This is a genomic window from [Roseibacterium] beibuensis, assembly GCF_039542305.1.
Taxonomy (GTDB): Bacteria; Pseudomonadota; Alphaproteobacteria; order Rhodobacterales; family Rhodobacteraceae; genus Roseibacterium; species Roseibacterium beibuensis.
In genome coordinates this window covers 672,992-696,796 of record NZ_BAABHW010000002.1, presented here as the reverse complement: position 1 = coordinate 696,796, position 23,805 = coordinate 672,992, and the positions used below count along the sequence as shown (strand labels likewise).

Below are 23,805 nucleotides of genomic sequence, written 5' to 3'. Positions count from 1 at the left end.
ATGACCAATCGGATCGAAACCGATATCTGCGTGATCGGGGCAGGCTCGGGCGGGCTTTCGGTGGCCGCGGGCGCGGTTCAGATGGGCGCGCGCGTGGTGCTGATCGAAGGGCACGAGATGGGCGGCGATTGCCTGAATTTCGGCTGCGTCCCGTCAAAGGCATTGCTTGCCGCCGGACACAAGGCGCATGACACCGCGCAGGCGGCCTTTGGCGTGGCGGGGCACGAGCCGGCGCCCGATTTCGCCGCCGCCAAGGATCATGTCCGCTCGGTGATCGAGACAATCGCCCCCGTGGACAGCCAGGAGCGGTTCGAGGGCCTCGGCGTCCACGTCATCCGCGCCCTGGCCCGGTTCATCTCGGAGACCGAGGTTCAGGCCGGCGACACGGTGGTGAAGGCGCGCCGTTTCGTGATCGCGACCGGATCGCGCCCCTTCGTGCCGCCGATCCCGGGCCTCGACGAGGTGCAGCATCACACCAATGAAACCATCTTCGACCTGCGCGACCGCCCCCTGCACTTGCTGATCATCGGCGGTGGCCCGATCGGGATGGAGATGGCGCAGGCGCATCGGCGGTTGGGCTGCGAGGTGACCGTGCTGGAGGGCGACAAGGCCCTTGGAAAGGATGATCCCGAGGCGGCGGAGATCGTTCTGGCTTCGCTGCGCGCCGAGGGGATCGAGATCGTCGAGGGCGCGCAGGTCGCCCGCGTCTCCGGGGGTGACGGTAACATCACGCTGGACACCGAGGACGGGCGCAGGTTCTCCGGCTCGCACCTGTTGGTCGCGGTCGGGCGGCAGGCGAATGTCGATACGCTCGACCTCAAAAAGGCCGGGGTGGACTATGACACGCGCGGCGTGACCGTGGACAAGGGGCTGCGCTCGACCAATCGCCGCGTCTATGCCGTGGGCGACGTGGCGGGCGGGATGCAGTTCACCCATGTCGCGGGCTATCATGGCGGGCTGGTGATCCGCCCGCTTTTGTTCGGCCTGCCCGCCAAGGCCAAGACCGCGCATATCCCCTGGGCGACCTATACCGACCCGGAGCTGGCGCAGGTCGGCCTGACCGAGGCGCAGGCGCGCAAGGCGCATGGCGACAAGCTGTTCGTGGCGCGGGCCGAGTTCGCGCATAACGACCGCGCCATCGCGACGGGGCAGACCAAAGGATTTGCAAAGGTGATGGTGGTCAGGGGCAAGCCCGTGGGCGCCACGATCGTCGGCGCGGGTGCGGGGGATTTGATCCAGACCTGGGCGCTGGCCATTGCCAACGGCATGAAGATGTCGGCCATCGCGAGCATGGTCGCGCCCTATCCGACGATGGGAGAGATTAACAAACGCGCTGCGGGGGCCTATTTCTCTCCAAAGCTGTTCGAGAACCCTTGGGTCAAGCGGGTGGTGCGCACGATCCAGCGCGTCATTCCCTGAGCCCCGAGGCTAACGGCAAGGAGTACCGCGCGGCGTGGCCAATTCGCTTTCAGGGCGTTTTCTGATCCTGACCATCATCTTCGTGATGCTGGCCGAGGTGTTCATTTTCGTGCCCTCCATCGCGCGGTTCCGCGAGGACTATATCCTTGCGCGTCTGGAACGGGCGCAGATCGCGTCGCTGGCGCTTCTGGCGACCGACGGCATGATCGACGACGAACTCGAGGCCGAGCTGCTGGAAAACGCGGGCGTGTTGAACGTGGTGCTCAGGCGCGACGAGGCGCGTCAGTTGATCCTGTCCTCGGACAATATCCCGCCGGTCAGCTTTTCCTTCGACCTGCGCGACCCGCCCGCCGCCGTGCTGATCCGCGATGCGATGCGGCGGCTGTTTCGCCCGCAGGACGAGACGATCCGCGTCATCGGTGAACCGGTGCGCGAAGCGGGCCTGTTGATCGAGGTCACCATGTACACCGGGCCGCTGCGGGCCGAGATGCTGGATTACGGCCTGCGCATCCTGCTTTTGTCGGCGATGATCTCGATCTTCACGGCGGCGCTTTTGTTCATCGCGGTGCGGCGTCTTCTGGTGACGCCGATCAAGCGGGTGGTCCACGCGATGACGCGCTACGCCGAAGCGCCGGAAGATGCGTCGCGCATCATCGAGCCGGGGGCCAGCGTGCGCGAGTTGCGCGAGGCAGAAGAAACCCTCCAGACCCTCCAGACGCAACTGACCGGCGCGCTGCGCCAACGGGAGCGATTGGCGCAACTGGGCGAAGCGGTGGCCAAGATCAGCCATGACTTGCGCAATATCCTGACCACCGCGACGCTGATGGCCGACCGGCTGGACGGGTCCGCCGACCCCGCGGTGCAGCGCACGACGCCCAAGCTGGTCGCCTCTCTCACCCGGGCCGTGAACCTGACCGAGGCGACACTGGCCTTTGGCCGCGCCGAGGAGCCGCCCCCCAAGCTGGAGCGCTTTGCCCTGTCGCGCCTGGCCGAGGACGTGATCGAGAACGAACGCCTGACCGACTCGGACGGGCTGGTCAGCTACGGCTGCGACGTGCCGGCGGGTCTTGTCGTGCGCGCCGATCCCGAGCAGTTGCACCGCGTTCTGTCGAACCTCGTCCGCAACGCCCGGCAGGCCATCGCGGCCAAGGGCGAACCGGGCGAGATCAGCATCCAGGGCATGGAAACCGACGACGGTTGGCGCATCCGCGTGGCCGATACCGGGCCGGGTCTGCCGAAAAAGGCGTTGGACCACCTCTTCAAGCCGTTCCACGGAGGCGCGCGTAAAGGCGGGTCGGGCCTTGGCCTCGCCATCGCGGCCGAGATCATCCGCGGCCATGGCGGTCGGCTGGAACTGTCCGAGACCGGGCCGGAGGGAACGGTCTTTTCCATCTCCCTGCCCGCGAAGGTCGCAGCGCTGCCTTGACCTCGCGAAAGCGAAATCCCCGAGAATTCGCCCTTGCAACCCTCGCCGCCGGGGGTTAAATGCCGCCCCTACGCACCGGTAGCTCAGTTGGATAGAGTACTTGACTACGAATCAAGGGGTCGGGGGTTCGAATCCTCCCCGGTGCGCCACTTCCCCCTTTAAGTTGCTGTTTTTGCTGTAAAAGCGCGCCTTGGTTTCCAATTGTGCGGGCAGTGGTTTCCAATGCCTACCCCTGCACGGCGCGCCTGCGGTCCATTTCTCGGGTGTAGTGGGCGATCTCGGTCAGCGTCGCGTGACCCGTCCATGCCCCGATTCGCGACGGGCTTGCCCCGGCCTCGGCCAGCGCGACAGCGCGGGCCTTGCGTAGCCCGTGCAGGCTGAGCGGCAGGTCGATCGCGCGGGCGGCCTGTGACACGACCTGCCCCGCGGCCTTGTCGCTGCGCGGGCGACCCTGCGCCGTGCTGAGAAAGGTCAGGTCGCCGCGCATGTGCGCGATCGCGGCCAGACAGGTCTGGCGGTCAGGTTCCATGTGGGCGGCCCATGCCGGCAGCGGGCAGGTCCACGGCACGAAGGCGGGCTGGCCGGTCTTTCCCTGGGTGAAGGACAGCACCCCGTCGCGTCCGACATGTTGGGCGCCAATCCGCACAACGTCGCCCCGGCGCGCACCTGTCCAGTAGGCCAGCTCCATGATCGCGCGCGGCGTCGTGCCGATCGCGTAGCGCGCGCGAAATGCCGCGATGTCGTCCGGCGACCAGGTCGGGTGCCCCGTTGTCGGCGCGCTTTTCACCCTCACGCCCTGCGTCGGATCGGTCTCAATCCAGCCGCGCTCGATGCAGTAGGCGGCCCAGAACCGCCACGCCTTGCGTCGCGCGGGTTTGTCGGTGGCGGTGGCGATGTCGGCGCGCACGTGCTTGGGCTGGATCGCCGTCGCTTTCACGTCGCCCGCCTTCTCGACGATCCGGGCCGAGTGGCGCACGAGGATGCCCCGGTAGGTGGCCGAAACCCGGTCGACCGCGTCCGAGGCCAGAACGGCAGCCCATGTGCTGCCAAGCGTCCCGCCGGCGAACGCCTTTTCGGGGCCGACCTCGCGCGCGGCGGCGGACCAGGCGGCGATGAAGTCGGGGTGATCGTGAGGCAAATCGGCAGGCAGGGGCACGAGGCGCAGCTGCCCACCCTTGCGCGACCGGAAATATGGCAGGCCGGATCGCGGATGGATCCAGAGCCCCCTCATTCTGATAGTCCGAACGCTGCGTCGCATCGGGCCCGTTCCCGTTCCGTGGCGCCAATCGCCGCAGATTGCGCGTTCGGATCGAACCTGTAAACCTTCCCACCCGCCTCGATCACGATGCACACGCCGGTCTGCGCCGCGACCTCGGCGGCCTCGCGCATCGCTTCTGGGCTGAGGCGGCGTGGGGCCGTCTTTTTCGGCGTTGGCGTCTTGACGGGCGGGGCGTGCATTACAGTCGCATCTCCATCTGTTGCGAAGCCTCGGCGATCCCGATCATCCAGCCGTTCTCCGTGCGGTGGATCGTGGCGCGCTCGCCGTGCTTGGCGATGAACGCCGCATCGGCCGCGACCTTGCGCGACTGGTGAAAATCCGCTGCGCGGTGACCGGATGGCCGTTTGCACCACGCCCCGGCGGCGGCCCTGCAGTCGGGGCAGGGCACGGCCAGAACGGGGTGCGCGTGGGCCGTGAAGTCAGGCATTGGCGATCTCTCCCACCGATCCGATTACAGGCGGATAGCCGTGGATCGTGTCCGGGTCTGGCCTGGTCGCCAGCCAGCCCGCCACCTGATCGCCTGCGATCCGCATCGCGACCTGCAAAGGAAGGGGAACGGAGTCGGCGACGTGGTCAGCGCAGAGCCCGCTTTCGCCGGTGTGAACGTCGAGGATCAAAGTGAACGGGTCGGCCTTGGGATCAGGCTGTGCGTCCTCGGGGCAGAGCGCGTTCACGCGGGCGATCGCGGCCATCGCTTCGTCCATCGTCTCGGCCATCCAGATCGCCAAACCGACGAACCCGTTTTGTTCGTGGTCGCCGGCCGTAAGTTCGATATGCGGGGTCATGCTGCCACCTCCGGCATCCCGTTCCACTCGCGCCCGTCCAGAAGGCGGCCGGCGGCGGCCTTGCCGACGCGGAACGAAGAAACGTCGCGCGGCTGATTGAATGCACCCACGCCAATATGGTGAAACCGACCGGCGTCGCCCGTGGATGCGTGAGTGCCGTCAAGGTGAATACACACGCTGTCGTGCCGGCATTTTCGGTCGAGTTCCCTGGCCTCTTCTTCCTCGGTTTGGGGAAAATAAAGCGCCTCGCCCTGCGGGTCATCCATTTGGCAGAACGGCAGCCACTCCCCCCATTGCTTGAAGAAGAACGGCACGCCCGCCGCCGCGCACTGGTCGCGGATCGCGCGCGGCCAATCGGGGTGCATGGGTCTCGCGCCCCGGCCCGACTCGCCGCCGACGATGACCCAGTCGAGTCCGGTGTCTTGCCAGTGCTGCGCGCTTAATTCGGTGCCCCATTCGTCGTAGGCAACGCCGGTCAGCACATCCCACCAAACGTCCAGCTTTCCGTCCTCGTCTTCGCTGGTGCCGGGGATGGAGGTCAGATCCACCGGCCCAAGCAGCGGTTCGCAGGACACGAACCGCACCGCCGCCGGGGTGGCGAGCAGGTCGGGGATGCGCTCGTCGGCGCGGGTCTGGTCCTCGGCCGAGACGCCAAGCCAGACGTTCGGCAACACCGGCACGGGGTGCGGCCCAGTCAGCTGGCGGTCCTGCGCGCGGCCGATCTCGCGGTCCTCGCGGTCGGTGATGTATGCCCGCATCCGCGCCGCCCGCTTCGTCAGCACCTGGAACGTGTGCTGCGGGGCCAGCGCCATCACGGCGAATACGCGGTCGATCCATTCGTCGGGCACGGCCTCGTGAAACAGGTCGCCCATGCTGCTGACAAAATACATGGTCGGCTTGCGGCGGCGCAGCGGTGCGGTCAGGGCGTCATCCGATGCCAGCGCGACCTTTCCGGTCCAGACCGGCCCGGCGCGCGAGGATTCGACCGTGCCGGCATAGTGCGGTGTGGCGGGGTTCGCGGCCAGCTTGGGGGCCAGTTTCATCGCGTAGCAGTTGGTGCAGCCGGGGCTGACCACGCTGCACCCGACGATGGGGTTCCACGTTTTCTCGGTCCATTCGATCTTGGTCATCGGGTCAGCTCCTTGTGCATGTCGCGCAGCCGGCCGAGGGCGCGGCGGCCGATTTCCATCATTTCGCGGTAAGCGCGCTTGGCCGGTTCCGGCATCGGGCGGCGGTGGCGGTGGGCGCGTTCGTAGATCAGGCGTTCGGCGATCGAGGGGCCGATCGAGCCGAGGAAATTGCGCCACGCCGTGCGGCAGGCCGGGCTGCAGACCTTTAGCTGGCCCCGCGACAGCGGGCCGCCGCACCAGTTGCACCGCCCCGGCACCAGCGCAGGCACCGGGTCATAATCGTCTGCGCGCCCTGGGGCCGTTTTGGGCGGGTGTGTTAACAGGGCGGGGCCGGATTTCATGGGCGGCCCCGGATCTTGCGGTCTTCGCGCAGGGCTTCGATGTCCTCGATCGCCTCGCGGGTGCGCCGCCACGGGTCGCGCCATGGGTGGCGCAGGGCGGCCACCCATAGGATCGGAAACACCGCGCACCAGGTCAGCAGGGCGACGGCGGGCATCGGCAGGCGGTAGATCACAAGCTCACGCATCGCTGCCGCCTTTCGCAGCCGCAGCTGCCGCTACGCGATCGAGGATCGCGGCGCGCACAGTCGCGCAGGCGAGGATTGCGCGGGCCTTGGCCGTGATCTCGGGTTTCGTCATCGCTGCTGCCTTTGCCGTGCGGCCGCTGCACGACGCTGTTTGCGATTGCCTTTGCCGGGGACTGGGAAAGGCGGGATTGCTTCGTCCGCGATGACCACAACCTGTTCGATCAGGCGCTCCGAAGGTGTGCCGCAATACGGGCAGGCCCCGAGGTCATATCGATACCATTCCGCGCAGGACTTGCAGTGCTGCGTCATATCCATCAGCCCGGCCCTCCGGCTTCGCCCTTCGTGCGGTCAAGCGCCGCGATCAGGGCGTCGGCCTGGTCACGCGCCCATTCCGCGCGGGCCTGTCTCACCATGCGTTGATACTTCGCGCTGTGGGTCGGAATTGACCGGCCATCTTCGTCGACGTAGTTGCCCGGTGGTATCCACATGCCCATTCCAGCAAGTGCTTGACCGGCGAACCAGTTGCGTGGTGACCAATCCGAAAGATCATCGCCGGTTTTTTCCTTTGCCTTGCTCATGCCGTCGCCCCCCAGGGTTCCGCCGGCAGGCTGACCGGCGCGGTGCGCAGTTCGCTGGTGCTGGACGGGAAGGGCACCTGCAGGATGCGGATGCCGGGGCGATGGCCGGCGTCGGCCTGGGCTGTGCCCTCGCGCATCGTCTCGCGGCGGCAGTCGGGGCAAAGCGACAGATGCGCGGTGTTGGCGATGCGGCCACGGCATCCGGGTGTCTGGCAGGGTGTCGACATGGTCAGGTCCTTTCAGTGTCGGTGGGGTCAGTCGCGCGGGCCGTGCCGTTCCGCGAGCGGTGGGCCTGTCACGGCCCGCGCGTGTCGCGCCATGCCCGCTGTTTCCCATGACAGCCGCGGGCGGCGCGTGTCCTGGATCACCGCGTGATCAAATTCGCGGCGCGCTTGACGATCATCTGTGTTTGCGTCCTTCGGTTTCGTCATCAAGCGCGGCGAGGGTTCCGTTGATCCCGGTGAAAACCAGGGCCAGTGATGCGACCGCGCCGGTCAGCGCCGAGGCGACGTGCCCGATGGCCACGCTCCAAAGTGCCTCGAGGCCAAGTGCGACAGAGAGCATTTCGACCAAGATGCCGATCACCGCGCACATCGCGAGGGAGACGAGCGTCAGCAGGGCGGCGGCGATGGCTTTAATCCAGCGCATCACGCGCCCCCGAAATGCGCGGCGCGCTTTGCGGCTGCCTCGGCGCGCAGGTCGGCGCGATGTTGCGCGAGACGGTCGCGCGCCGTGCCGCCCCAGCAAGGCTCGGGCAGGCGGCATTGCACGACGCGGATGCCGCGCGATTGCGCCAGCGCGATCCACGCCATGCGCCGCGCCATCGGCCGTTCGGCGCAGGCTTGCGGGTCGGTGAGGAAGGCGCGCAGCTGCGCCGTGTCGTGGATCGGTGCGATCATGCCGCCATCCTCCCTCGGTCCCAGCCCAGGCGGCCGATATGGTTCGACAGGTCCGTCAGGCTGGCCTCGGTCAGGTCGCCGCGCTGCTCGATGAACAGGGCAAGGGCGGCGACCACCGCGTCGGGGTCGAGGTCGCGCAGCTCGACGGCCAGCTTGTCCACGGCGGCCAGCGCCTGTTCGTCCTGTGCTTTCGTGTTCGCCATGTCGAAGTCTCCGGTCAGAGTGGGGTGGGGGTCATCGCCTGCGCGTCGCGTGCGGTGTCACGGTCGGCACGGGCCAGCGCGGTCTGCAGGGCGCGGGCGCGATCGGCGAGGCGGGGATGGGCGAGGTTTTCCAGTTCCAGCACCTTGGCGCAGGCTTGTTGCAGCGCCTCGGTGTCGGCCCCGCCGGGGAAGGTGATGACCGTCTCGGCCTCGGCCAGCTCGGCCTGCCTGCGCGCGCCGACCGAGGCCGCGTGATGCGCCGCCTTGGTCCAGTTGCGCACCAGTTCGCGCAGGTCGCCGCCCTCGGCGAACACGCCGTGCAGGTTCATTTCGTATCGCTGGCTGTCCCACGCATTGCCGGGGCGGGGCGTCTTGAACGTGCCGCCGGTTTCCAGCGCGCGCATCTGCAACAGGTCGGCCTGCCCGGCGGCGTCCAGCGTCTCGAGCGTGTCGAGCGTGCGGATGATGTCATCGAAGATCGCGCGCATGTCACCGACCCCCGAAGCGGTCGCGGCGCGCGGCCTGCGCCTGCATCACGTCCGCAAGGGCGCGGTGGGCCAGCAGCTCGCCCGCGATGTCCTGCAGGACCGTGGCCAGTTCGCCCTGCCATTCGGGCGGCAGGTCGCCGCGCTGGATCTCGGGCGCGCCCTGGACGTAGCGGCGCAGCATGTCGTCGCTGACGATCTCGCGCGTGGTGACGGGTGCCAAGTGCGGCGCGAGGCGGGCGAGGTAGGGATCGGCCTGCGCGGGATCCGGGGCGGGCGAGACGGGGCGCGGGCGGGCGCGGGACGGGAAGCCGAGAACCATCACGCGACCTCGCCGGTCTGGAGGTCGGCAAACCGGTGCTTGAAAGCGTCGGTGAACCGCAGGCCCCGGTAAGCGCTGCGCGATGCCTTGACGCGCATGAACCGGCGACCTGTCACCGGGTCGCGCCAGTGCCTTGCGGCCTCTGCCAGTCCGCGGGCAGCGCGAACGACGCTCCACCGGGTCAGGCCGCAGTCGTCGCTGTGGACCTGGAATGCCGCGACCAACTCAGCCGCCGAAATCACGTCGTCGCTATCCCCGGTGACCCGGCAGCAAAGGGCCAGAAAATGGGCGACGGGATCTGTCGCGTTGGCGCGGTGGGCGAGGCATTCCGTGGCCAGCGCGCGCACGGTCGCGGCCGGATCGTCAGGGCCGGAGGGCGCGCCGTTCGCCAGATCGCGCAGCTGCGCGTCGGACAGCAGGTGCACGCTTGGCGGTGCCGCCGCCGGGCGAATGTTCGGCTGGCCAGGGCTGAGCGTGGCCAGGTGGTGGCGTCTGAGTGGGTGTGCGGTCATGTCGGTGCCCTCCATCGGGGTGGTGATGGAGGGGGATAATGCATTTCGCATGGAGTAAGTCAATGCAAAATGCATGACGACTAGCCAAAACGCATTTCTGCCGGAGGCGTTTCTCCGCCTTTGCACGATTCGCGAGGGTCAAATAGACTGTGTCGATGTGAAGTCGGGAGTCATTGAATGCTGGTTAACAATTCAATTCGTTTGGCGGTGTGTGCGGCCATCTTGGGGGCAGCGGTCGCGCCGGGTGCCGCGATGGCCGAACAGGTCGAGCGCGGGGATTGCGTGCTGGACGGTGTAACGTTCGAGGATCGGACCGAATGGCCGCAATCCGAGGGTCAGATGCGGATGCAGGTCGCAATCGAGAACACGCTGCCGACGCCCATCGGCGGTGTCGTGGCCTCTTACCTGATTTGGGTGCCAGAGCGGCCAGCGCCGGTTTTCCAGGCGAACGTGCCGCGCGGCTCGACCATCTCAGGCGGGCTGTTGCCAGGCGAGTCGATCGAGCTTGATTTCGGCATTTTCCCATCGGAGCGCGAGCGCGCGTTTCTAGATGCCGCGGAGTCGGTTCGCGTGGTTTTCATCGTCCACAACGTGGCCGATGTCGTGCTTGTCGGTCATCTTCCGCAGCCCCTCGGTTCGGGCTGGGCAAATGACATCCCCTCTGAGCTGATCTGCGAATAGCGTTAGGTGCGCACTGTCGCCAGAACGCGCCCGCGCACCTGGATGTCATTGCTGTGCAAGGGAATGGTGCGTCGAGGGTGGTCGCGCGATCCAACGAGCTGGTCGCCGATCACCTCGCGTAGCTCTGTCTCGGCCTCGCCGGTATCGTCGTAAACCTGAGCCAGGACTACGTCGCCTTCCCCTGCCTCGGGGCCAAGTTGCAGCACCAGCAGGTCGCCGCGGGCGAGCATGAGGTCGGGCCGTGACTTGTTAAGAATGTAATAGGTCGCGTGTGGCTGGTCGGGGGCGACGGCGCGCGCGATTTGGCGCAGCATCGTCTTGCGGTCACGGGGCAGGTCGGTGATCGGCTGCACCTCTGGTTCCGCGAACCCGTGCCGAGGGCGATTGCCCTCTTCGATGCCCGCACCCTGCCCGTAGAAAAGCCAAGGCGCCGGAACGCCGAAAGCTTGCGCGTATTTCTCGGCCACGGGCAGGCGAATGCCACGGCTGCCGTTCTCGTGCTGGGTGTAGGTTGCCTCTGCCCAACCGAAGCGCCCCGCTGCCTCGCGGGCACTTTCAAACCCCGCATTGATGCGCGCGCGCCGCAAGCGTTCAGCTATTTCCTTGGCGTTTTCCATGTCAGGAACAACGGTCATGCATTATGCATTGACAACCCATAGTGCAAAATGCATTTTGACCGGCATGGCTTGCATTGATCCCTCCTGGCCTCTTGGCCACATCTGGAAAACGAAGGTCGAACTGGCGAACCACATCGGTGAGCCAGTACCGACTGTCACCGCCTGGTTCGCGGCGGGGCGGCGTGTGCCGCCCGCGCGGTTCGGCCAGATCATCGCCGCCGCTGCAGAGCGAGGGCACGCATTGGCTTGGCAGGATCTGGACGCGATCAACCGCCGAACTCCCAAGCAGGAGGACGCGGCATGATCCGAATGATTATCGCACAAGCCATCGTCAGATTTCTTCGGCCAGAAATCGAAGCGTTGATCGAAGAGTGTCAGCGGCGCGCGTCTCGATTTGAGGAAGAGGCTCGGAGGCGTCGATGACCGGGATGTGCATCGAGATCGGGAATTCTTTCGGGGGCGTGTTGGCCGGGAAGCCCCGTTGTCTCACCGCCAGGGTGATCTCGGTGCGGATCGTCGCGGGCCATTCGCCGTTTGCCTCGAACCGGGTGAGTGCAATGCGGGCGATCCGGGCTTCGATGAATGCGCTTTCGGACATCGTGATTTCCTTCTGCGGGGTGCGCCATGAAGCATCGTGACGAGTTCCGGCCCACCGTGGTGATCTATGCGGGCGATGTGCCTGCCGTGCCATCCTCACCCGAGTCGGGTGGACTTCAAACCAGACTCTTGTCCGGGCCTCAGTATCGCGCGGCCCCGGTGGTCGATCCCCATGACATGGCCGCCGAGTTCCCGACCAGGTGGGCGGCCTATATCCGGCGCTTCTACCCCGACGACCGCATGGTCGTGATGCAGTTCGGCGTCAGTGAAAGAACGGCGCGCAAGTGGCGGGCGGGCGAAATGGGGTGCCGCGCGCATCACCAGTCGGTCGCCCTTCTGACCCATGGCGAGGACGCGTTCGACATGCTGGTGAAGCCATGACGGGGGCGGTCCAAATCCGCGCGGTTTCGGCCCCGCCCGGACTTTTGTCCGGTTTTTTGGGCCGACAGATTAAGTTTTCCGAAATTCGCTGCGGGGGTGTCTTTCGTCCCTTCACCCGCCCCCGCAGCGGATGCCCCGGCTTGGGCGGTCGGGGTCCTTCCTCCCTGTTGGACAGGGCCGGGGGCGGGGCGACTCGCCCCCGGCGAACCGGGGAGGGGCGGGCATGAGTGACGATCCCCGCCGCAAGATCGATTACCAGCAAGCAGCCCGCGCCTGGTGCCGGGGCGATACCTGCACCGAGATCGGTGACCGCTACGGCGTGCGCGATCGCGCCGTGTCAGCGGCGGCGCGCCGCCTGGGCTGGCCGCCGCGCCGCACGAATGGAACGCTGGCTTATGCCGGCCGGCCCGGCCTGCGCACCTTCCTGCCTGCCCTGTGGGGGTATCGCGTGCCTGTGGCTGATCTCGCGCGCGCCTTCGGGGTAACCGAGATCGAGGTCCTGGCTGTGGCCGAGGCCAAGGGGCTGGCCGCGTATCCGATCGAGGTTGTCCCGACTGAATGTCCAACCCCTGCCGCGCCCGCCCAAGAGGCGCGCCCTCTGCCGGGCCGCGACGTCTGGACGGCGGCGCGTGACGAAGCGATCCGCGACACGAAAGGCCGCTATTCCGAGCTGGCGCAGCTGGCCGCGCAATGGGGCGAACCGATCCGATCGGTGCAGGCCCGGTGGCATCGCGTGAGGGCGGGCGCATGACCGGCGCGGCGCCCTCGGCCAAGGGGCTGTTTCTTGCGACCAAGCCCAAGCGCACCCGCGACGCGCGGCAGGCCGATCTGATGCCTGACCTGCCCGATCAATCGGCACCGATCTCGGCCCGCGACCTGCGTGACCCGCTGGATTATGACCCGACCCCGTTCGACGCGACGCGCGCCTTCCTCGGGGTCGAGGGCGATTTGATCCGCGCCCATGGAACGACCGTTTGGGAGCCTGCCGCCGGCGGCGGCCACATGGTTTACGAGTTGCGGGCCGCGGGCTTCGACGTGGTTGCCAGCGACGTGGTCGATCGCGGCTGGCCGGGCGTCGATCTGCGGAGCTTTTACCAGTTCGATGCTGCCCCCGCGCCGGTGCAGGTGACGAACCCGCCTTATAACGAGATCAATGCCCGCGACGGTCACGGTCGATGGCTTTTGCACAGTTTCGACCTGGGCCTCGACTACATCGCCCTTTTGTTGAACGCCGATTGGCCCGCCGCGCGCAAGAACGGGATGGACGCGATCCTGGCGGCGCACCCGCCCTCGGTCGAATACCTGTGCTGCTGGAAGATCGATTTTCGGGGCGGTGGCGCCCCGCCGCAGCGCAATTCGTGGTTCGTGTGGGACGTGAAGCGCCCTGCGCCGTCCTGTGGTGGATGGCTGCGCCGCCGCCTGTTTCGCGAGGCCGGCAACCTGACCCCGTCGCTGGATTTAGGTGGGGTGCCGGCATGATGGACTGGATCGGCCCCGTCGCGACCTTCATCCTCGGCACCTATGCCGTGTTTCACTTTGTGGTGTTCGTCGTCATGGCATGGGCAGCCGAAAGTGAAGGGGCGGCCGGGCGCGCCTGGGCCTTTGCCGCAGTTCTCTGGGGCATCGTCGGCGTGATCGCCTTCGGCGTTTTCCGGGTGGCGATATGACCGCCGGCGATCCCCATGTCGCTTGGGGCATGTTCGCCCTGACGCTTGCCTTGAAAGGTAAGCTGGCCGGTGGCGCGCCGCACACGCCGCGCCTGTTGTCGGGCGCGGTCGATCTCTGCCGGATGCACAGCGCCTTGATCCCCGACGATCACGCCGCCGCGTTGGCTGCTGTGCGCTTTACCGCCGATTGCACCGATGATCCCGTCGCTGCCGGCATCGCATTGCAGGAGTTCCTGGCGACCTGGCGCAAGGGGCTGGTCGCGGACCCGCAGGCGCGCGCGATGGAGGCCCTGGCCAGCATCGCCGCCGATGGTCCGCCGCCCGGTGCTGCCCCGGACCCCGCGCCCCCCGATCAGCGGCCAGATAGCGCCGCGCGCCCGTTCGATTGGCAAACCCGCGCCGACACCGGCCTCGACTGACCCCGCCCCGACGATCCAACAGGCCCCGCCCATGACGTTCCGCCCCGATCCCCGCCTTGATGAGTCCCGCACGATCCCGATGGCCGAGGTTGTCGATCGTCTCGGGATTGCCGGTCTGCGCCGGCAGGGGGCCGAGCTGGTCGGCCCTTGCCCGATCTGCGGCGGCCGCGACCGCTTCGCGATCAACACCCGCACCAACCGCGGCCTGTGCCGCAAATGCGGCCTCAAGTTCGGCGACCAGGCCGGGCTGGTGATGGAGGTCAACGGCCTTGGCCTGCGCGATGCGCTGAAATGGCTGGTGGGCGAGGCTGTCGCCGATCTCGACCCGGCCGAGGTCGAGCGCCGCCGCGCCCGCGCCCGCGCCGCCGAGCGCAAGCAGGCCGAAGAGGCCGCGCGCTATCGCCAGTGGGCGATCGACATGGGCCGCACGATCTGGAAAACCGGCCAGCCGCTGCAGCCGGGCGACCCGGTGATGCGCTACCTGGCCGGGCGCGGCCTGCCGGGCGAGCTGGTCACGGGGCTGGCCCCCGTGCTGCGCTTCCAGCCGGATCTGGCCTATCGCAAGAAGATCGGGGGCGAGCTGGTCGAGCTGCACCGCGGCCCCGCCATGCTGGCGCGGATCGATTCCGAGGATGAAAGCGTGCGGGCCGTGCATTGCACCTGGATCAATGCCGATCACCCCGGCGCCAAGGCCGAGATCACCGCGCGCATGGACGCGAACAAGGGCGCGCCCTGGCCGCCCAAGCTGGTGTTCGGGTCGAAGAAGGGCGGCGCGATCACCCTGACGCTCAGCCGCGCGCCGGTGCTGGTCATGGGCGAGGGGATCGAGACGACACTGACCGCGCTGGCCGCGCAGCCCATGCCCCGCGCCGATTACTGGTGCGGCGTGGATCTCGGCAACATGGCGGGCCGGATGCAGCGCCTGCCCGGCGTCAAGTGGTCGGGCCTGCCCGACATGACCGACACCGAGGCATGGGTGCCCCCGCCCTGGGTCGAGCGGCTGATCTACATCCAGGACGGCGACAGCGACCCGAAACCGACACGCGCCAAGCTCGAGGCCGGGCTGAAACGCGCCATGGAACACCGCCCCGGCCTGCGCGGCCAGATCGTGCAGGCGGGCGCGGGGGTGGATTTGAACGATCTGGTCAAGGGCATCCCGGCATGAGTGATTTCGAGTTCCGCACCTGTCCCCGTTGCAACGGTTACGGCGTGCTCGATAGCGGGCGAAACTGCCCTGAGTGTGGTGGTGTTGGTCGCGGCGGGCTGCATGGTTCGGGTCAGATCGGCAGCGGCGAGATTATCATCGAAACAGGCACCGGGCGTCGCGTCTCGCTGTCGGAGTTTCTGGAATCGGTCGGGGGGAACGCCTGATGCCGGCCTACCGTTCCAGCGCCGAGGCCGAGATCCGCGACGCGGTGGTCGCCAAGCTGCGCCGCGACCGTCCCGGTGCACGGATCATCCACGAGATCAACATCGATGGCGGCGCGACCCGCGTGGACGTTATGGCCGTCGATCGCCTCGAGCTGATCACGGTCGAGGTCAAATCCGAACGCGACAAGCTGGACCGTCTGCCCGACCAGCTGGCCGCGATGCGCAGCGCCTCGCATGTCGCCGTCGCGGCGCTGCATCGCAAGTTCATGCCGCCGATCGACGATCTTGCGCGTCCGAGGCTGGATGGCGTGCCCTACGGCGTGCCGATCTGGTGGCATCCCGCCGCGCAGGACATGGTCGAGGCACATCATCCCGCGTTCCAATGGGCCGAGATCGACCGCGCCCGGTCCCTCGGCCGCGCCCTGCCGCCCGATGCCCTGCGCATCCTGTGGCGGGCCGAGCTGGTCGAGTTGGCGGGGCAGTTCGGCATTGCCTGCCGCTGCCTCGACATGGGTGGGATTCGCAACGCATTGCGATGGGCCGCGACAGGGCGCGACCTGACGCGGGGGATCTGCCGCGCCCTGCGTTTGCGCACCGGCTGCGCCGAGGCCGACGCGACGATCGCGGAGGACGCGGCATGATCGCCCGCCTGTCCCCCGATCGCCGGCATGTCGAGATCGCCGGGCGCAGCTGGTCCAACCGCTTCCCGGTGGAGGGCCTGCAAGCCTGGCGCGCCTTTCATGCCGGCATGATCAAGCGCGCGGCCCGTCTCGATCGCGGCGCGGCCCGTCTCGATCGCGGCGCGGCCCGCGCGGTGGCGGCGCACCGCCGCACGCTCGAGGCACTGGATGCCGTCGCGGCCGAGCTGGATGGAAAGGGGGCGGCATGACGCCGATCGAGAAACTGGAATCCTACCGCACCGGGGCGCTGCCGCGCAGCCGTGACGGCCGCGCCCCGAAGCTCGGCTTTTCCGGGGCCGTGCGCGGCTTGCGCTTCATCGTGACCGAGGACCATGACGGGCAGATCGAGCTGTCCCTGTCCTGCCCCGGTGGCCGCCGCGTCACGCCTGCACAGGCAAAGGCGTTCTTTCGCTGGTGGGGCCTTCGCCCCTGGGGCGTGCGCGAGGATCTGGAAAGCTGTGCCTTTTGGGTTGTCAGGCGGGGGCGCGTGAATTGACCGACGAGTCGACGGATCTTTACGCCAAGGCGGTCGCGCTGGTCCGAGGCGAGGGCAAGTGCTCGACCTCTTACGTTCAGCGGCAGCTTGGGATCGGCTACAACGCCGCCGCCCGCCTGATCGAGCGGATGGAAGAGGGCGGGGTGGTCAGCGCGGCCGATCATATCGGCAAGCGTGAGGTTCTGGCCGCGCCGGCCGACAAGTTCGACCAGGTGCGCGACCGCTTCGCCGCGGCCGAGGACATCGACCCCGCACCCCGCACCCCGGATCAGCGCACGGGCGATCCTCCCCATGATCCCGCCGCAGCTGGCGATCCCGGCCCGGCCCCCGACGATCGCGGGCCGCCCGACGAGGGCGAGGCGCATCACGCCCGGATCGCCAAGGCCGCCGCGTTGCCCTTGAACGATTACGGCAACGGGAAGCGGCTGGTGATCCACAACGGCGAGGATCTGCTGTTCGTGCCCCGCGTGGGCTGGTTTACGTGGGCCGGCACCCATTGGCAGAAAGACCCCGACCGGCTGGCCGTGCGGCGCATGGCGCAGGCGCTGGCCCCGCTGATCCTCGAGGAAGTCGGGTTCGTCCCGAAAACCCCGCGCATCGCGGGCCTGTTGGATACCCTGGCCGAGGATCGCCGCGCGCGGCTGGACCTGGAACGCCTGCCGCCGGCCGAGCGGGAAGAAGATCACCAGAAAAAGCTGGACCAGCTGGACCGGTCGATCGAGGCGACCGAAAAGAAGCTGTCGGGTTACCAGAAATCGATCGACCGCATCCGCACCCACGCCAAGAACGCCGGCAACAGCGGCCCGCTGCAGCACATGATCGAGGAAGCCGAGCCGACACTGGCCCGCGCCCTCGAGGACCTGGACGCCGACCCGCTGGCGATCAACACCGCCGCCGGGCTGCTGCGGTTCTCGGTCGTGGACGGGTCCGAGGATGGCGCGGGCAAGGTGGCCGATTACACGCTCGAGGCCCCGGCGCGCGACCAGCTGCAATCGAAGCTGGTGCCCGTCGCCTTCGACCCCGACGCGGATTGCCCGCGCTTCGACGCCTTCCTGGCCGAGGTCCAGCCCGACCCCGATATGCGCGCCTTCCTGCAACGCTGGTTCGGCTTGTCGCTGACCGGCCTGCCGGTGCAGGCCATGGCGTTTTTCTACGGCATGGGCGCGAACGGCAAATCGGTCCTGACCGACCTGATGGCGAAGATCGCGGGCGACTACGCCGCGACCGTGCGCATCGAAAGCCTGACCGGCACGGCCCGGCGCGGCGGCGGCGATGCCACGCCCGACCTGGTTCCCCTGATCGGGGCGCGCATGGCCCGCACCAGCGAACCCGACCAGGGCACGCAGCTGCAGGAGGGGCTGATCAAGGAAATGACCGGGGGCGAACCGATCCTGGTGCGCGCCCTGCGCTCCGATTTCATCGAGATCCGGCCGATCTTCAAGCTGACCATGTCGGGCAACCACAAGCCCGCCATTCGCGGCACCGATGACGGGATCTGGCGCCGGGTCATGCTGGTGCCCTTCAACGAACAGATCCCGGTCGAGCGGCGCAACCCGAACCTGGTGGCCGAGCTGATGGGCGAGGCCCCCGGCGTGCTGAATTGGATGGTCGAGGGGCTGCTGTCCTATCTCGAGATCGGCCTCGCGCCACCCGACGCGGTGCGCGCCGCAACCGAGGAATACCGGCGCGAAAGCGATCCCCTGGGCGAGTTCCTGGCCACCTGTTGCGTGGTCACGGCCGACCCGTCCGACGCGATCCGCGCGGCCGAGCTGGTCAACGCCTTCGCGCTGTTCCTTCTGGAACGGGGCGACACGCCCTGGAAGAACCGCACCGTGTCGCTGCATCTGGCCGACAAGGCCGCGCGCTGGCGCCACCCCGAAACGGGCAAGAGCTTCGTCAAGGGCAAGGCCAGCGTGTCGCAATATCTCGGCCTGCGCTTCACCGACGCTTTCGCGCGCCGATGGGATGCCGCGCCCAAGGATCAGAAGGGCTATCCGCTGCAAGCCTCGGGCGCATCCAGCGCCGCCCCGCACCCCGATGACGACCAGTGATGGGAGGATAGGGAGGATGAGCGCACGGCGTGGGAGGATGAGCGGTCAAGGGGGTGCGGGGGAAAGTCTCGCGTTTTCAAGGGGTTGCTTGGATGCGTGGGAGGATAGGGAGGATAGGGAGGATAATCGCCACCTACGCACATGCGCGCGCGCGCGGGGTCTGGGGGAACGGCCTCGGCCCCTGTCTGGCATCGTGAAACGATTTTTCCAGAAACCCGACAATCATCTTCCCTATCCTCCCTATCCTCCCTGTCAGTCAAAAAAACAGCGATATAACAGCATCTTACAAATCGGCCTTTCGGCCCGGTTATCCTCCCGCCCTTTGGGGTCATCCTCCCTATCCTCCCACGCTGGAACAGCGGAAATCAGCATCTTGTGGGGTGCTGGTCAAAACACCCGAAATCTTGATCCAAGCAGAAAGGCCGCGCCATGAAGGTCAAACCCGCCAAGCAGATCGACGCCAACCGCCGCGCCGAGGACGAGGCCCTGCGCCTGCTGAAAGCGCGCGGCACCCCGCCCGAGCAATGCGGCGACGCGATCCCGGTCTGTCCCGCGCGCGGCCCGATCCTGCCCTGGATGCCGACCGAGACCTACCGCGACGTGCATGGCAAGGAACACACCGTGCGCGCCGCGCGCCACCACGCGGGCCGGGTGCGCGACGTGTTCGATCGCCTCGGGTCGCGCCTCGATCCGGGGCAGGTCGCGGTCGGGCGCCACTACGCCGCCCTGACCGAAGAGCTGGCCGGATCTGGCCTCGGCGCGGTCAGCCTCGACGGCGCGGGCGGCGGGGGCGGTCGCGACGATGTCCTCGAGCGCCGCCTGACCATGCGCGCCGAGCTGGACGCGATGCAGGCCCGGATCGGTGGCGCGCTGGCGCTGGACATCCGCAACCTGCGCCCCTCGGCGCGCGATGGCCGCCGCGCCATCCCGCTGCGCGCCCTGGTCGACCTGGTGTGCCTGTCGGACATGATGCCCGGCGCGGTATTGTTGCAGTTCGGGTGGGCGAAGGACGCGGCCAAGGTCAAGCTGCTGACCGCAGAATTGGCGCAAGCCCTTGATAACATGGGCCGCCGCGCCCCGAGATATAGGCCCGGAACCCACATTTGGCACGGGTCTTGACGAAAACCCTACGCGGTGGCAGCCTGCCCGGCATAATCACGAATTGCGCCCGGCGGGGGAAACCCTGACCGGGCGCTGCCTTTTCCGGGGTATCGATCCGGGGCAGGGGCAGGGATACCAAGAGAGCGCCCGCCGACAGGCGCGAACACATGACCAGCGGCTCGCGGCGGGGCGGCTGGTCGATCTGATCCAAGGGGCCGGCTGCGTGTTCACCATCGACGACAACTTCGCCGAGTTCGAGCGCGCCCTGTCCAATGCGATGCAGGACCAGCTGCCGTTTGCCATGAGCCGCGCGCTGAATGACACGGCGAACGAGATCGCCCGCGGAGAGCTGCCCGACGAGATGCAGCGCGTGTTCGATCGTCCGACCCGATGGACGCTGCGCGGCTTCCGCTACCAGTGGGCTACCAAGCGCAGGCTGGCCGCGACGGTCGAACCGAAACAGATGATGGCGCGGCGCGATTACCTGCGCACGCAGGCCGAGGGCGGGCTGCGCCCGCAAACGGGCCTTGAGCGCCTGCTGTCTGCGCGGCTTCGGTGGGCAGGCCAGATCGTCGCCGTGACGCCGGCGTCGGGAATGCGGCTGGATCGTTACGGCAACATGAGCCGCGGCCAGCTGAACCAGATCCTGTCGGCCATTCAGGCGCAGGGCGACCCGAGCAGCAACACGACGCGGGCCAGCCGGTCGCGCAATGCAGGGCGCGCCACCTACTTTGTTCCGCGCCCCGGCAGTCGCCTGTCGCCCGGTGTCTGGATGCGGACACGGGCCGGGTCGCTGCGCAAGGTGCTGCACTTCACCAGCGCGCGCCCGAGTTACCGCAAGCGCCTCGACGTGCAACGTGTTGGCGCGGACCACGCCCGCGATGCGTTTCCGGCGCATTTGAACCTACGGCTGCGCGAAGCCTGGGCCACCCGCCGCCGCTGACCCCTTCGGGTCCTTCCAAAACCCCAACGCACGCGGGTAATTCGCGCCCCGTTTGATTTGGTTGTGTGATGGATCGACAGGGAGTCGGTCGGGGTTGTTGTTGTTGATCTGCCCGCGCCGCCTGGGGCGGCAGGGGGAAAAACCGATGGAGACTTTTGATCTGGACGCCGCGCGGCGGCACTATCCGCTGCCCGATGGCATCGAGGACGTGGTGGTCAACCGCGCGCAGCTGGCGACGGCCTTGAAGGCCAGCGAAAACACCGTGACGAAATGGCTGGCCAAGGGGATGCCGTGCATCCAGGAGGGCGGCAACGGGCGGGATTACCAGCTGCAGCTCGGCGATTGCTACGCCTGGCGGATGTGGTCGATCGAGGCGGAAACCGAAGCCAAGCGGCGCGCCGATCAAGCGGCGGCGCAGCTGGCCATGGCTTTCGTCAACCCCGATGAAGAGGACGAGGCGCAGGCGCAGCTGTCGCCGAAACAGATCCGCGAGTTCGCCGAGGCCGATCTGGTCCGCAACAAGGCCGCCGAAATGCGGCGCGAGCTGGTGCGGGCCGCGCGTGTGCGCGAGGTGTTCGAGGATGTCCTGGTGCAGTTTCGCACCTCGACCCTGACGATGGTGGATTTCGCCGAGCGCGAGTTCGGCCTCGAGCCGGTGCAGGCCGCGAAGCTGCAGATCCGCGCCGACCAGGTGCTGATCGATGCGCGCACCCGGATCGAGGCGTTGCTGGCGCCGACCGGAGAGGTCCGCGCGATTGATGCCGGCAAGGCAGGCGTGGGCGACTGATGGTCGAGATTAGCGATGGGCGGATCGGGGCGGTGCAGGTGTTCGCCCCGCTGCCGGATTTCGTGACGGCGCAGGAGATCATGGCGGATGCGCTGCCGATGATCGATCCGCCGAGCCGCATGTCGGTGACCGAGGCGGCCGCGCAATATGTGCGCGTTCCGATCGCGGGGGCGTGGGGGCAGTTTGATGCGGCGATCGCGCCCTACCTGGTGGAGCCGAGCAACACGACGCAATCGCGCCTCTATCGCACCTGCGCGCTGCTCGGGCCGTCACAGACGGGCAAGACCTTTGCGCTGCAGACAGTGGTGGCGCACGCGATCACCTGCGATCAGTCGGATGCGCTGATCGTCCACATGACGCAACCAGACCGCGACAAGTGGGTCGAGCAAAAGCTGCGCCCGATGATCGAGAACAGCCCGGCGCTGAAAGAGCGCCTGGGCCGGGGCCGTGATGACGCGACATTCAGCCGGATGCGCTTTCGCGGCATGACCCTGATGATCGGCTATCCGACGCGGACGATGTTATCGGGCGGCACATATCGGCTGGTTCTGCTGACCGATTATGATCACATGCCGGTCGCGCTCGGGCAAAAGGACAGCCCCGAGGGCAGCCCTGCGAAGATGGCCCGCAACCGGGTGCGCACCCATATGAGCCGCGGCTGCGTCCTGGTGGAATCAAGCCCGGCGTTTCCGGTGATAGATCCGAGCTGGTCGCCGCGCCCCGAGGCCCCGCACGAATTGCCGCCGGTCGCGGCCGGGATCGTGCTGATCTACAACGATGGCACGCGCGGGCGCTGGCACTGGGAGTGCCCCGATTGCGGTGGCGAGTTCGAGCCGCGCATCGATCGGCTGGAATATGACCGCACGCTCGATCCCGGCGCGGCGGGGGCTGCGGCGATGATGGTTTGCCCGCATTGCGGGTCGCTGATCGCGCATCGTCACAAGGTCGAGCTGAACCGGGCGGCGCTGAAAGGGCGCGGCGGGTGGCGCCACGAAGGCCGCGACGGCCAGCTGGTCGCCCTGGGCGACGCGGCGATCCGCGAAACGGACACGGGCAGCTGGGCGATCAACGGTGCGGTGGCGAGCTTCGCCAGCTGGGCCGAGATCGTGCAGCACTTGGAAGAGGCGCGGCGCAAGGCCGAGACGCTGGGCGATGAAACGGATCTAGCGACGGTCTACTACACCGAGATCGGTTTGCCCTATCGCCGCGAACGGCGCGAGGGCGAGGCGGACGAGCTGACGGTCGCGTTCCTCCGCGACCACGCGCAGAAAGCCGAGAAGGGCGTCGCGCCGAGCTGGTGCCGCGCGATCACGATCTCGGTGGACGTGCAGGGCACCTATTTCGCGGTGCAGGTCACGGCCTGGGGCGAGGACGGCATGGGGCAGGTTGTCGATCGCTTCGACCTGACGCAACCGCCCGAGGATGCGCCCGACGCCACGCCCGACCAGGACGGGAACCGCCGGCGGCTTGAGCCGCATCGCTACCTCGAGGATTGGGCCGTGCTGGACCAGCTCGAGGGTCGCGTGGTTCCGGTCGAGGGTCAGGGATTCGGGTTGCGGCCGATCGGCATCGTGGTCGATTTCCACGGCCTGCCGGGGGTCAGTGACCACGCCGAGGCGTTCTGGAAGGCCAAGCGCGCCGAAGGAAAGGCGCGGCGCTGGTATATCCAGCGCGGTCAGGGCGGATGGAAGGTGCCGGCGCGCGTGCGCTATGCCGCGCCCGAAGGTGGGTCGCAGGGCAACAAGGCCCGCGCGATCAAGCTGCTGACGATCGCGACCGACCGTCTGAAAGACACGCTGGACAATGCCTTGCACAAATCGGCGACGGGCGCGCGTGGCGCGTTCTACCTCGGCAGCTGGATGACCGGCGAGAAAAGCCTCGAAGGGCAGGTGCAGGAATACGTCGCCGAGATCCGCGAAAGCGATGGCTGGAAACCCAAGCCGGGGCTGAAGCGAAATGAGGGCACCGACCTGACCGTGATGGGCCGGGGCCTGGCCGAACACAAAGGGCTGTTGCGGCAGGAATGGACCGTGCCGTCGCTGGAATGGACCCTTGGCCCCGACAATCCGCTGGCCGTTGCGCTGGCAAAGACATCTGACACCGAAAGCGGACAGGACGGCGATGGCGCCGCCTCGCCGCCGACCCCGCAACCCGACCCCGCCCCGCGTCCGCGCGGTGGCGGTGGCATCCGTTACCTGAAAGGGCGCTGAGCCGTGGCTGATCCTGATCGCAGCGCAATGCTGCAGGCCAATATCGACAACCTCGAGGCCGCGATGGGCCGGGGCCTGCGCCGTGCCAAGATCAATGGCGAGGAAGTCGAATACAACGGCCCCGCCGAAATGCGTCAGGCGCTGGCCTATTTTCGATCGGAGCTGTCGCGGATCGCGACCGGGGCGGTGCGCGGCGGTCTGGCGGTCAGCTACACCACCACGGGGCGGGGGTTCTGAGCG

37 protein-coding genes, 1 tRNA gene and 1 pseudogene are annotated in these 23,805 nt (G+C 67.8%); 22 read left to right on the top strand and 17 right to left on the bottom strand.

The window, feature by feature from the left end:
• The 3 genes from ABD923_RS10020 to ABD923_RS10010 all read left to right on the top strand — a co-directional run bounded on the left by ABD923_RS10020 (position 1) and on the right by ABD923_RS10010 (position 2,994).
• A complete protein-coding gene (locus ABD923_RS10020; protein WP_259550505.1) occupies positions 1 to 1,419 on the top strand; it encodes a dihydrolipoyl dehydrogenase family protein in 1,419 nt (472 codons plus the stop codon).
• A 34-nt stretch (positions 1,420 to 1,453) separates the two neighbouring features.
• On the top strand, positions 1,454 to 2,845 hold the full coding sequence (locus tag ABD923_RS10015; RefSeq protein ID WP_259550504.1) for a sensor histidine kinase: 1,392 nt from the start codon (positions 1,454 to 1,456) through the stop codon (positions 2,843 to 2,845).
• A gap of 72 nt (positions 2,846 to 2,917) precedes the next feature.
• Positions 2,918 to 2,994, top strand: a tRNA-Arg gene (locus tag ABD923_RS10010).
• A 77-nt stretch (positions 2,995 to 3,071) separates the two neighbouring features.
• On the opposite strand, the gene ABD923_RS10005 is transcribed toward ABD923_RS10010, so the two are convergent.
• The 15 genes from ABD923_RS10005 to ABD923_RS09935 form a co-directional block, all read right to left on the bottom strand.
• Positions 3,072 to 4,076 (bottom strand): tyrosine-type recombinase/integrase, encoded by a 1,005-nt coding sequence (locus ABD923_RS10005; RefSeq protein WP_259550503.1) that lies wholly within the window; start codon positions 4,074 to 4,076, stop codon positions 3,072 to 3,074.
• 226 nt (positions 4,077 to 4,302) lie between these two features.
• Positions 4,303 to 4,551 carry a zinc finger domain-containing protein gene (locus ABD923_RS10000; RefSeq protein ID WP_259550501.1) on the bottom strand — a complete coding sequence of 83 codons (249 nt, stop codon included), beginning with the start codon at positions 4,549 to 4,551 and terminating at the stop codon, positions 4,303 to 4,305.
• The gene (locus ABD923_RS09995) at positions 4,544 to 4,909 is read right to left on the bottom strand and encodes a hypothetical protein (protein WP_259550500.1); all 366 of its coding nucleotides are present in this window, start codon (positions 4,907 to 4,909) and stop codon (positions 4,544 to 4,546) included. Before ABD923_RS09995 ends, ABD923_RS10000 begins: the two co-directional genes overlap by 8 nt.
• Positions 4,906 to 6,039, bottom strand: coding sequence for a phage Gp37/Gp68 family protein (locus ABD923_RS09990; RefSeq protein ID WP_259550499.1), 1,134 nt, complete (start codon positions 6,037 to 6,039; stop codon positions 4,906 to 4,908). Before ABD923_RS09990 ends, ABD923_RS09995 begins: the two co-directional genes overlap by 4 nt.
• On the bottom strand, positions 6,036 to 6,380 hold the full coding sequence (locus ABD923_RS09985) for a hypothetical protein (RefSeq protein WP_345229461.1): 345 nt from the start codon (positions 6,378 to 6,380) through the stop codon (positions 6,036 to 6,038). The genes ABD923_RS09990 and ABD923_RS09985 overlap by 4 nt, the downstream gene beginning before the upstream one ends.
• The gene (locus ABD923_RS09980; RefSeq protein ID WP_259550497.1) at positions 6,377 to 6,565 is read right to left on the bottom strand and encodes a hypothetical protein; all 189 of its coding nucleotides are present in this window, start codon (positions 6,563 to 6,565) and stop codon (positions 6,377 to 6,379) included. The genes ABD923_RS09985 and ABD923_RS09980 overlap by 4 nt, the downstream gene beginning before the upstream one ends.
• Before the next feature lie 108 nt (positions 6,566 to 6,673).
• On the bottom strand, positions 6,674 to 6,880 hold the full coding sequence (locus ABD923_RS09975) for a hypothetical protein (protein WP_345229460.1): 207 nt from the start codon (positions 6,878 to 6,880) through the stop codon (positions 6,674 to 6,676).
• Positions 6,880 to 7,143, bottom strand: coding sequence for a hypothetical protein (locus ABD923_RS09970; protein ID WP_259550496.1), 264 nt, complete (start codon positions 7,141 to 7,143; stop codon positions 6,880 to 6,882). The genes ABD923_RS09975 and ABD923_RS09970 overlap by 1 nt, the downstream gene beginning before the upstream one ends.
• Positions 7,140 to 7,370, bottom strand: coding sequence for a hypothetical protein (locus tag ABD923_RS09965; protein WP_259550495.1), 231 nt, complete (start codon positions 7,368 to 7,370; stop codon positions 7,140 to 7,142). Before ABD923_RS09965 ends, ABD923_RS09970 begins: the two co-directional genes overlap by 4 nt.
• Positions 7,371 to 7,542: 172 nt before the next feature.
• Positions 7,543 to 7,794 carry a hypothetical protein gene (locus ABD923_RS09960; protein WP_259550494.1) on the bottom strand — a complete coding sequence of 84 codons (252 nt, stop codon included), beginning with the start codon at positions 7,792 to 7,794 and terminating at the stop codon, positions 7,543 to 7,545.
• The gene (locus tag ABD923_RS09955) at positions 7,791 to 8,042 is read right to left on the bottom strand and encodes a hypothetical protein (protein ID WP_259550493.1); all 252 of its coding nucleotides are present in this window, start codon (positions 8,040 to 8,042) and stop codon (positions 7,791 to 7,793) included. Before ABD923_RS09955 ends, ABD923_RS09960 begins: the two co-directional genes overlap by 4 nt.
• Positions 8,039 to 8,245: a hypothetical protein gene (locus tag ABD923_RS09950; protein WP_259550492.1), complete on the bottom strand. Its 207-nt coding sequence runs from the start codon at positions 8,243 to 8,245 to the stop codon at positions 8,039 to 8,041. Before ABD923_RS09950 ends, ABD923_RS09955 begins: the two co-directional genes overlap by 4 nt.
• A 14-nt stretch (positions 8,246 to 8,259) precedes the next feature.
• Positions 8,260 to 8,733, bottom strand: a complete 474-nt coding sequence (locus tag ABD923_RS09945) for a hypothetical protein (RefSeq protein WP_259550491.1) — start codon at positions 8,731 to 8,733, stop codon at positions 8,260 to 8,262.
• 1 nt (position 8,734) lies between these two features.
• Positions 8,735 to 9,052: a hypothetical protein gene (locus ABD923_RS09940; protein WP_259550490.1), complete on the bottom strand. Its 318-nt coding sequence runs from the start codon at positions 9,050 to 9,052 to the stop codon at positions 8,735 to 8,737.
• Positions 9,052 to 9,579, bottom strand: a complete 528-nt coding sequence (locus ABD923_RS09935; protein WP_259550489.1) for a hypothetical protein — start codon at positions 9,577 to 9,579, stop codon at positions 9,052 to 9,054. The genes ABD923_RS09940 and ABD923_RS09935 overlap by 1 nt, the downstream gene beginning before the upstream one ends.
• A 162-nt stretch (positions 9,580 to 9,741) precedes the next feature.
• Here ABD923_RS09935 and ABD923_RS09930 point away from each other — a divergent pair, with 162 nt between their 5' ends.
• On the top strand, positions 9,742 to 10,245 hold the full coding sequence (locus tag ABD923_RS09930; RefSeq protein ID WP_259550488.1) for a hypothetical protein: 504 nt from the start codon (positions 9,742 to 9,744) through the stop codon (positions 10,243 to 10,245).
• A gap of 2 nt (positions 10,246 to 10,247) precedes the next feature.
• Here the strand turns inward: ABD923_RS09930 and ABD923_RS09925 are convergent, their stop codons facing one another.
• A complete protein-coding gene (locus tag ABD923_RS09925; protein WP_259550487.1) occupies positions 10,248 to 10,880 on the bottom strand; it encodes a helix-turn-helix domain-containing protein in 633 nt (210 codons plus the stop codon).
• Positions 10,881 to 10,926: 46 nt separating this feature from the next.
• Between ABD923_RS09925 and ABD923_RS09920 the strand changes: the two genes are divergently transcribed.
• The gene (locus ABD923_RS09920) at positions 10,927 to 11,166 is read left to right on the top strand and encodes a hypothetical protein (RefSeq protein ID WP_345229459.1); all 240 of its coding nucleotides are present in this window, start codon (positions 10,927 to 10,929) and stop codon (positions 11,164 to 11,166) included.
• Between the two features lie 27 nt (positions 11,167 to 11,193).
• On the opposite strand, the gene ABD923_RS09915 is transcribed toward ABD923_RS09920, so the two are convergent.
• Positions 11,194 to 11,460 (bottom strand): hypothetical protein, encoded by a 267-nt coding sequence (locus ABD923_RS09915; RefSeq protein WP_259550485.1) that lies wholly within the window; start codon positions 11,458 to 11,460, stop codon positions 11,194 to 11,196.
• 26 nt (positions 11,461 to 11,486) lie between these two features.
• Here ABD923_RS09915 and ABD923_RS09910 point away from each other — a divergent pair, with 26 nt between their 5' ends.
• The 17 genes and pseudogenes from ABD923_RS09910 (at position 11,487) to ABD923_RS09830 (ending at position 23,802) form a co-directional block, all read left to right on the top strand.
• A complete protein-coding gene (locus ABD923_RS09910) occupies positions 11,487 to 11,840 on the top strand; it encodes a hypothetical protein (RefSeq protein ID WP_259550484.1) in 354 nt (117 codons plus the stop codon).
• A gap of 223 nt (positions 11,841 to 12,063) precedes the next feature.
• Positions 12,064 to 12,591, top strand: coding sequence for a hypothetical protein (locus ABD923_RS09905; protein ID WP_259550483.1), 528 nt, complete (start codon positions 12,064 to 12,066; stop codon positions 12,589 to 12,591).
• Positions 12,588 to 13,319: a hypothetical protein gene (locus ABD923_RS09900; protein ID WP_259550482.1), complete on the top strand. Its 732-nt coding sequence runs from the start codon at positions 12,588 to 12,590 to the stop codon at positions 13,317 to 13,319. The genes ABD923_RS09905 and ABD923_RS09900 overlap by 4 nt, the downstream gene beginning before the upstream one ends.
• Positions 13,316 to 13,507, top strand: a complete 192-nt coding sequence (locus tag ABD923_RS09895) for a hypothetical protein (protein WP_259550481.1) — start codon at positions 13,316 to 13,318, stop codon at positions 13,505 to 13,507. Before ABD923_RS09900 ends, ABD923_RS09895 begins: the two co-directional genes overlap by 4 nt.
• Positions 13,504 to 13,926 carry a hypothetical protein gene (locus tag ABD923_RS09890; protein ID WP_259550480.1) on the top strand — a complete coding sequence of 141 codons (423 nt, stop codon included), beginning with the start codon at positions 13,504 to 13,506 and terminating at the stop codon, positions 13,924 to 13,926. The genes ABD923_RS09895 and ABD923_RS09890 overlap by 4 nt, the downstream gene beginning before the upstream one ends.
• A gap of 31 nt (positions 13,927 to 13,957) precedes the next feature.
• On the top strand, positions 13,958 to 15,091 hold the full coding sequence (locus tag ABD923_RS09885) for a DUF7146 domain-containing protein (RefSeq protein WP_259550479.1): 1,134 nt from the start codon (positions 13,958 to 13,960) through the stop codon (positions 15,089 to 15,091).
• Positions 15,088 to 15,297 carry a hypothetical protein gene (locus tag ABD923_RS09880; protein ID WP_259550478.1) on the top strand — a complete coding sequence of 70 codons (210 nt, stop codon included), beginning with the start codon at positions 15,088 to 15,090 and terminating at the stop codon, positions 15,295 to 15,297. The genes ABD923_RS09885 and ABD923_RS09880 overlap by 4 nt, the downstream gene beginning before the upstream one ends.
• Entirely contained in the window at positions 15,297 to 15,938 is a 642-nt protein-coding gene (locus ABD923_RS09875; protein ID WP_259550477.1) for a hypothetical protein, read from the top strand. The genes ABD923_RS09880 and ABD923_RS09875 overlap by 1 nt, the downstream gene beginning before the upstream one ends.
• Positions 15,935 to 16,186 (top strand): hypothetical protein, encoded by a 252-nt coding sequence (locus ABD923_RS09870; RefSeq protein ID WP_259550476.1) that lies wholly within the window; start codon positions 15,935 to 15,937, stop codon positions 16,184 to 16,186. Before ABD923_RS09875 ends, ABD923_RS09870 begins: the two co-directional genes overlap by 4 nt.
• Positions 16,183 to 16,473 carry a hypothetical protein gene (locus ABD923_RS09865; RefSeq protein WP_259550475.1) on the top strand — a complete coding sequence of 97 codons (291 nt, stop codon included), beginning with the start codon at positions 16,183 to 16,185 and terminating at the stop codon, positions 16,471 to 16,473. Before ABD923_RS09870 ends, ABD923_RS09865 begins: the two co-directional genes overlap by 4 nt.
• Positions 16,473 to 16,658 (top strand): annotated as a pseudogene (locus ABD923_RS09860) (DNA translocase FtsK); the annotation flags it as partial. The gene ABD923_RS09865 and the pseudogene ABD923_RS09860, both read left to right, overlap by 1 nt.
• Positions 16,659 to 16,685: 27 nt before the next feature.
• Positions 16,686 to 18,524 carry a DNA primase family protein gene (locus ABD923_RS09855; RefSeq protein ID WP_259550572.1) on the top strand — a complete coding sequence of 613 codons (1,839 nt, stop codon included), beginning with the start codon at positions 16,686 to 16,688 and terminating at the stop codon, positions 18,522 to 18,524.
• A 429-nt stretch (positions 18,525 to 18,953) separates the two neighbouring features.
• A complete protein-coding gene (locus ABD923_RS09850) occupies positions 18,954 to 19,643 on the top strand; it encodes a hypothetical protein (RefSeq protein WP_259550474.1) in 690 nt (229 codons plus the stop codon).
• A 205-nt stretch (positions 19,644 to 19,848) separates the two neighbouring features.
• On the top strand, positions 19,849 to 20,568 hold the full coding sequence (locus ABD923_RS09845; protein ID WP_345229458.1) for a hypothetical protein: 720 nt from the start codon (positions 19,849 to 19,851) through the stop codon (positions 20,566 to 20,568).
• 145 nt (positions 20,569 to 20,713) lie between these two features.
• Complete coding sequence (locus ABD923_RS09840; protein ID WP_259550472.1) at positions 20,714 to 21,355, top strand: terminase small subunit; 642 nt, start codon at positions 20,714 to 20,716, stop codon at positions 21,353 to 21,355.
• The gene (locus tag ABD923_RS09835; protein ID WP_259550471.1) at positions 21,355 to 23,565 is read left to right on the top strand and encodes a phage terminase large subunit family protein; all 2,211 of its coding nucleotides are present in this window, start codon (positions 21,355 to 21,357) and stop codon (positions 23,563 to 23,565) included. The genes ABD923_RS09840 and ABD923_RS09835 overlap by 1 nt, the downstream gene beginning before the upstream one ends.
• 3 nt (positions 23,566 to 23,568) lie before the next feature.
• Positions 23,569 to 23,802 (top strand): phage head-tail joining protein, encoded by a 234-nt coding sequence (locus ABD923_RS09830; protein WP_259550470.1) that lies wholly within the window; start codon positions 23,569 to 23,571, stop codon positions 23,800 to 23,802.
• Positions 23,803 to 23,805 lie beyond the last annotated feature (3 nt).

What these genes read in the sequence shown, in the direction of transcription:
- ABD923_RS09885 (WP_259550479.1), top strand. Translation starts at nt 13,958, where the DNA reads ATGACGTTCCGCCCCGATCCCCGCCTTGATGAGTCCCGCACGATCCCG.
- ABD923_RS09915 (WP_259550485.1), bottom strand. Translation starts at nt 11,460, where the DNA reads ATGTCCGAAAGCGCATTCATCGAAGCCCGGATCGCCCGCATTGCACTC.
- ABD923_RS09890 (WP_259550480.1), top strand. Translation starts at nt 13,504, where the DNA reads ATGACCGCCGGCGATCCCCATGTCGCTTGGGGCATGTTCGCCCTGACG.
- ABD923_RS09925 (WP_259550487.1), bottom strand. Translation starts at nt 10,880, where the DNA reads ATGACCGTTGTTCCTGACATGGAAAACGCCAAGGAAATAGCTGAACGC.
- ABD923_RS10005 (WP_259550503.1), bottom strand. Translation starts at nt 4,076, where the DNA reads ATGAGGGGGCTCTGGATCCATCCGCGATCCGGCCTGCCATATTTCCGG.
- ABD923_RS09920 (WP_345229459.1), top strand. Translation starts at nt 10,927, where the DNA reads ATGGCTTGCATTGATCCCTCCTGGCCTCTTGGCCACATCTGGAAAACG.
- ABD923_RS09935 (WP_259550489.1), bottom strand. Translation starts at nt 9,579, where the DNA reads ATGGAGGGCACCGACATGACCGCACACCCACTCAGACGCCACCACCTG.
- ABD923_RS09835 (WP_259550471.1), top strand. Translation starts at nt 21,355, where the DNA reads ATGGTCGAGATTAGCGATGGGCGGATCGGGGCGGTGCAGGTGTTCGCC.
- ABD923_RS09905 (WP_259550483.1), top strand. Translation starts at nt 12,064, where the DNA reads ATGAGTGACGATCCCCGCCGCAAGATCGATTACCAGCAAGCAGCCCGC.
- ABD923_RS09985 (WP_345229461.1), bottom strand. Translation starts at nt 6,380, where the DNA reads ATGAAATCCGGCCCCGCCCTGTTAACACACCCGCCCAAAACGGCCCCA.
- ABD923_RS09910 (WP_259550484.1), top strand. Translation starts at nt 11,487, where the DNA reads ATGAAGCATCGTGACGAGTTCCGGCCCACCGTGGTGATCTATGCGGGC.
- ABD923_RS09955 (WP_259550493.1), bottom strand. Translation starts at nt 8,042, where the DNA reads ATGATCGCACCGATCCACGACACGGCGCAGCTGCGCGCCTTCCTCACC.
- ABD923_RS10000 (WP_259550501.1), bottom strand. Translation starts at nt 4,551, where the DNA reads ATGCCTGACTTCACGGCCCACGCGCACCCCGTTCTGGCCGTGCCCTGC.
- ABD923_RS09975 (WP_345229460.1), bottom strand. Translation starts at nt 6,880, where the DNA reads ATGGATATGACGCAGCACTGCAAGTCCTGCGCGGAATGGTATCGATAT.
- ABD923_RS09940 (WP_259550490.1), bottom strand. Translation starts at nt 9,052, where the DNA reads ATGGTTCTCGGCTTCCCGTCCCGCGCCCGCCCGCGCCCCGTCTCGCCC.
- ABD923_RS09980 (WP_259550497.1), bottom strand. Translation starts at nt 6,565, where the DNA reads ATGCGTGAGCTTGTGATCTACCGCCTGCCGATGCCCGCCGTCGCCCTG.
- ABD923_RS09950 (WP_259550492.1), bottom strand. Translation starts at nt 8,245, where the DNA reads ATGGCGAACACGAAAGCACAGGACGAACAGGCGCTGGCCGCCGTGGAC.
- ABD923_RS09840 (WP_259550472.1), top strand. Translation starts at nt 20,714, where the DNA reads ATGGAGACTTTTGATCTGGACGCCGCGCGGCGGCACTATCCGCTGCCC.
- ABD923_RS09895 (WP_259550481.1), top strand. Translation starts at nt 13,316, where the DNA reads ATGATGGACTGGATCGGCCCCGTCGCGACCTTCATCCTCGGCACCTAT.
- ABD923_RS09880 (WP_259550478.1), top strand. Translation starts at nt 15,088, where the DNA reads ATGAGTGATTTCGAGTTCCGCACCTGTCCCCGTTGCAACGGTTACGGC.
- ABD923_RS09965 (WP_259550495.1), bottom strand. Translation starts at nt 7,370, where the DNA reads ATGTCGACACCCTGCCAGACACCCGGATGCCGTGGCCGCATCGCCAAC.
- ABD923_RS09865 (WP_259550475.1), top strand. Translation starts at nt 16,183, where the DNA reads ATGACGCCGATCGAGAAACTGGAATCCTACCGCACCGGGGCGCTGCCG.
- ABD923_RS09900 (WP_259550482.1), top strand. Translation starts at nt 12,588, where the DNA reads ATGACCGGCGCGGCGCCCTCGGCCAAGGGGCTGTTTCTTGCGACCAAG.
- ABD923_RS09945 (WP_259550491.1), bottom strand. Translation starts at nt 8,733, where the DNA reads ATGCGCGCGATCTTCGATGACATCATCCGCACGCTCGACACGCTCGAG.
- ABD923_RS09850 (WP_259550474.1), top strand. Translation starts at nt 18,954, where the DNA reads ATGAAGGTCAAACCCGCCAAGCAGATCGACGCCAACCGCCGCGCCGAG.
- ABD923_RS09995 (WP_259550500.1), bottom strand. Translation starts at nt 4,909, where the DNA reads ATGACCCCGCATATCGAACTTACGGCCGGCGACCACGAACAAAACGGG.
- ABD923_RS09970 (WP_259550496.1), bottom strand. Translation starts at nt 7,143, where the DNA reads ATGAGCAAGGCAAAGGAAAAAACCGGCGATGATCTTTCGGATTGGTCA.
- ABD923_RS09930 (WP_259550488.1), top strand. Translation starts at nt 9,742, where the DNA reads ATGCTGGTTAACAATTCAATTCGTTTGGCGGTGTGTGCGGCCATCTTG.
- ABD923_RS09870 (WP_259550476.1), top strand. Translation starts at nt 15,935, where the DNA reads ATGATCGCCCGCCTGTCCCCCGATCGCCGGCATGTCGAGATCGCCGGG.
- ABD923_RS09990 (WP_259550499.1), bottom strand. Translation starts at nt 6,039, where the DNA reads ATGACCAAGATCGAATGGACCGAGAAAACGTGGAACCCCATCGTCGGG.
- ABD923_RS09875 (WP_259550477.1), top strand. Translation starts at nt 15,297, where the DNA reads ATGCCGGCCTACCGTTCCAGCGCCGAGGCCGAGATCCGCGACGCGGTG.
- ABD923_RS10020 (WP_259550505.1), top strand. Translation starts at nt 1, where the DNA reads ATGACCAATCGGATCGAAACCGATATCTGCGTGATCGGGGCAGGCTCG.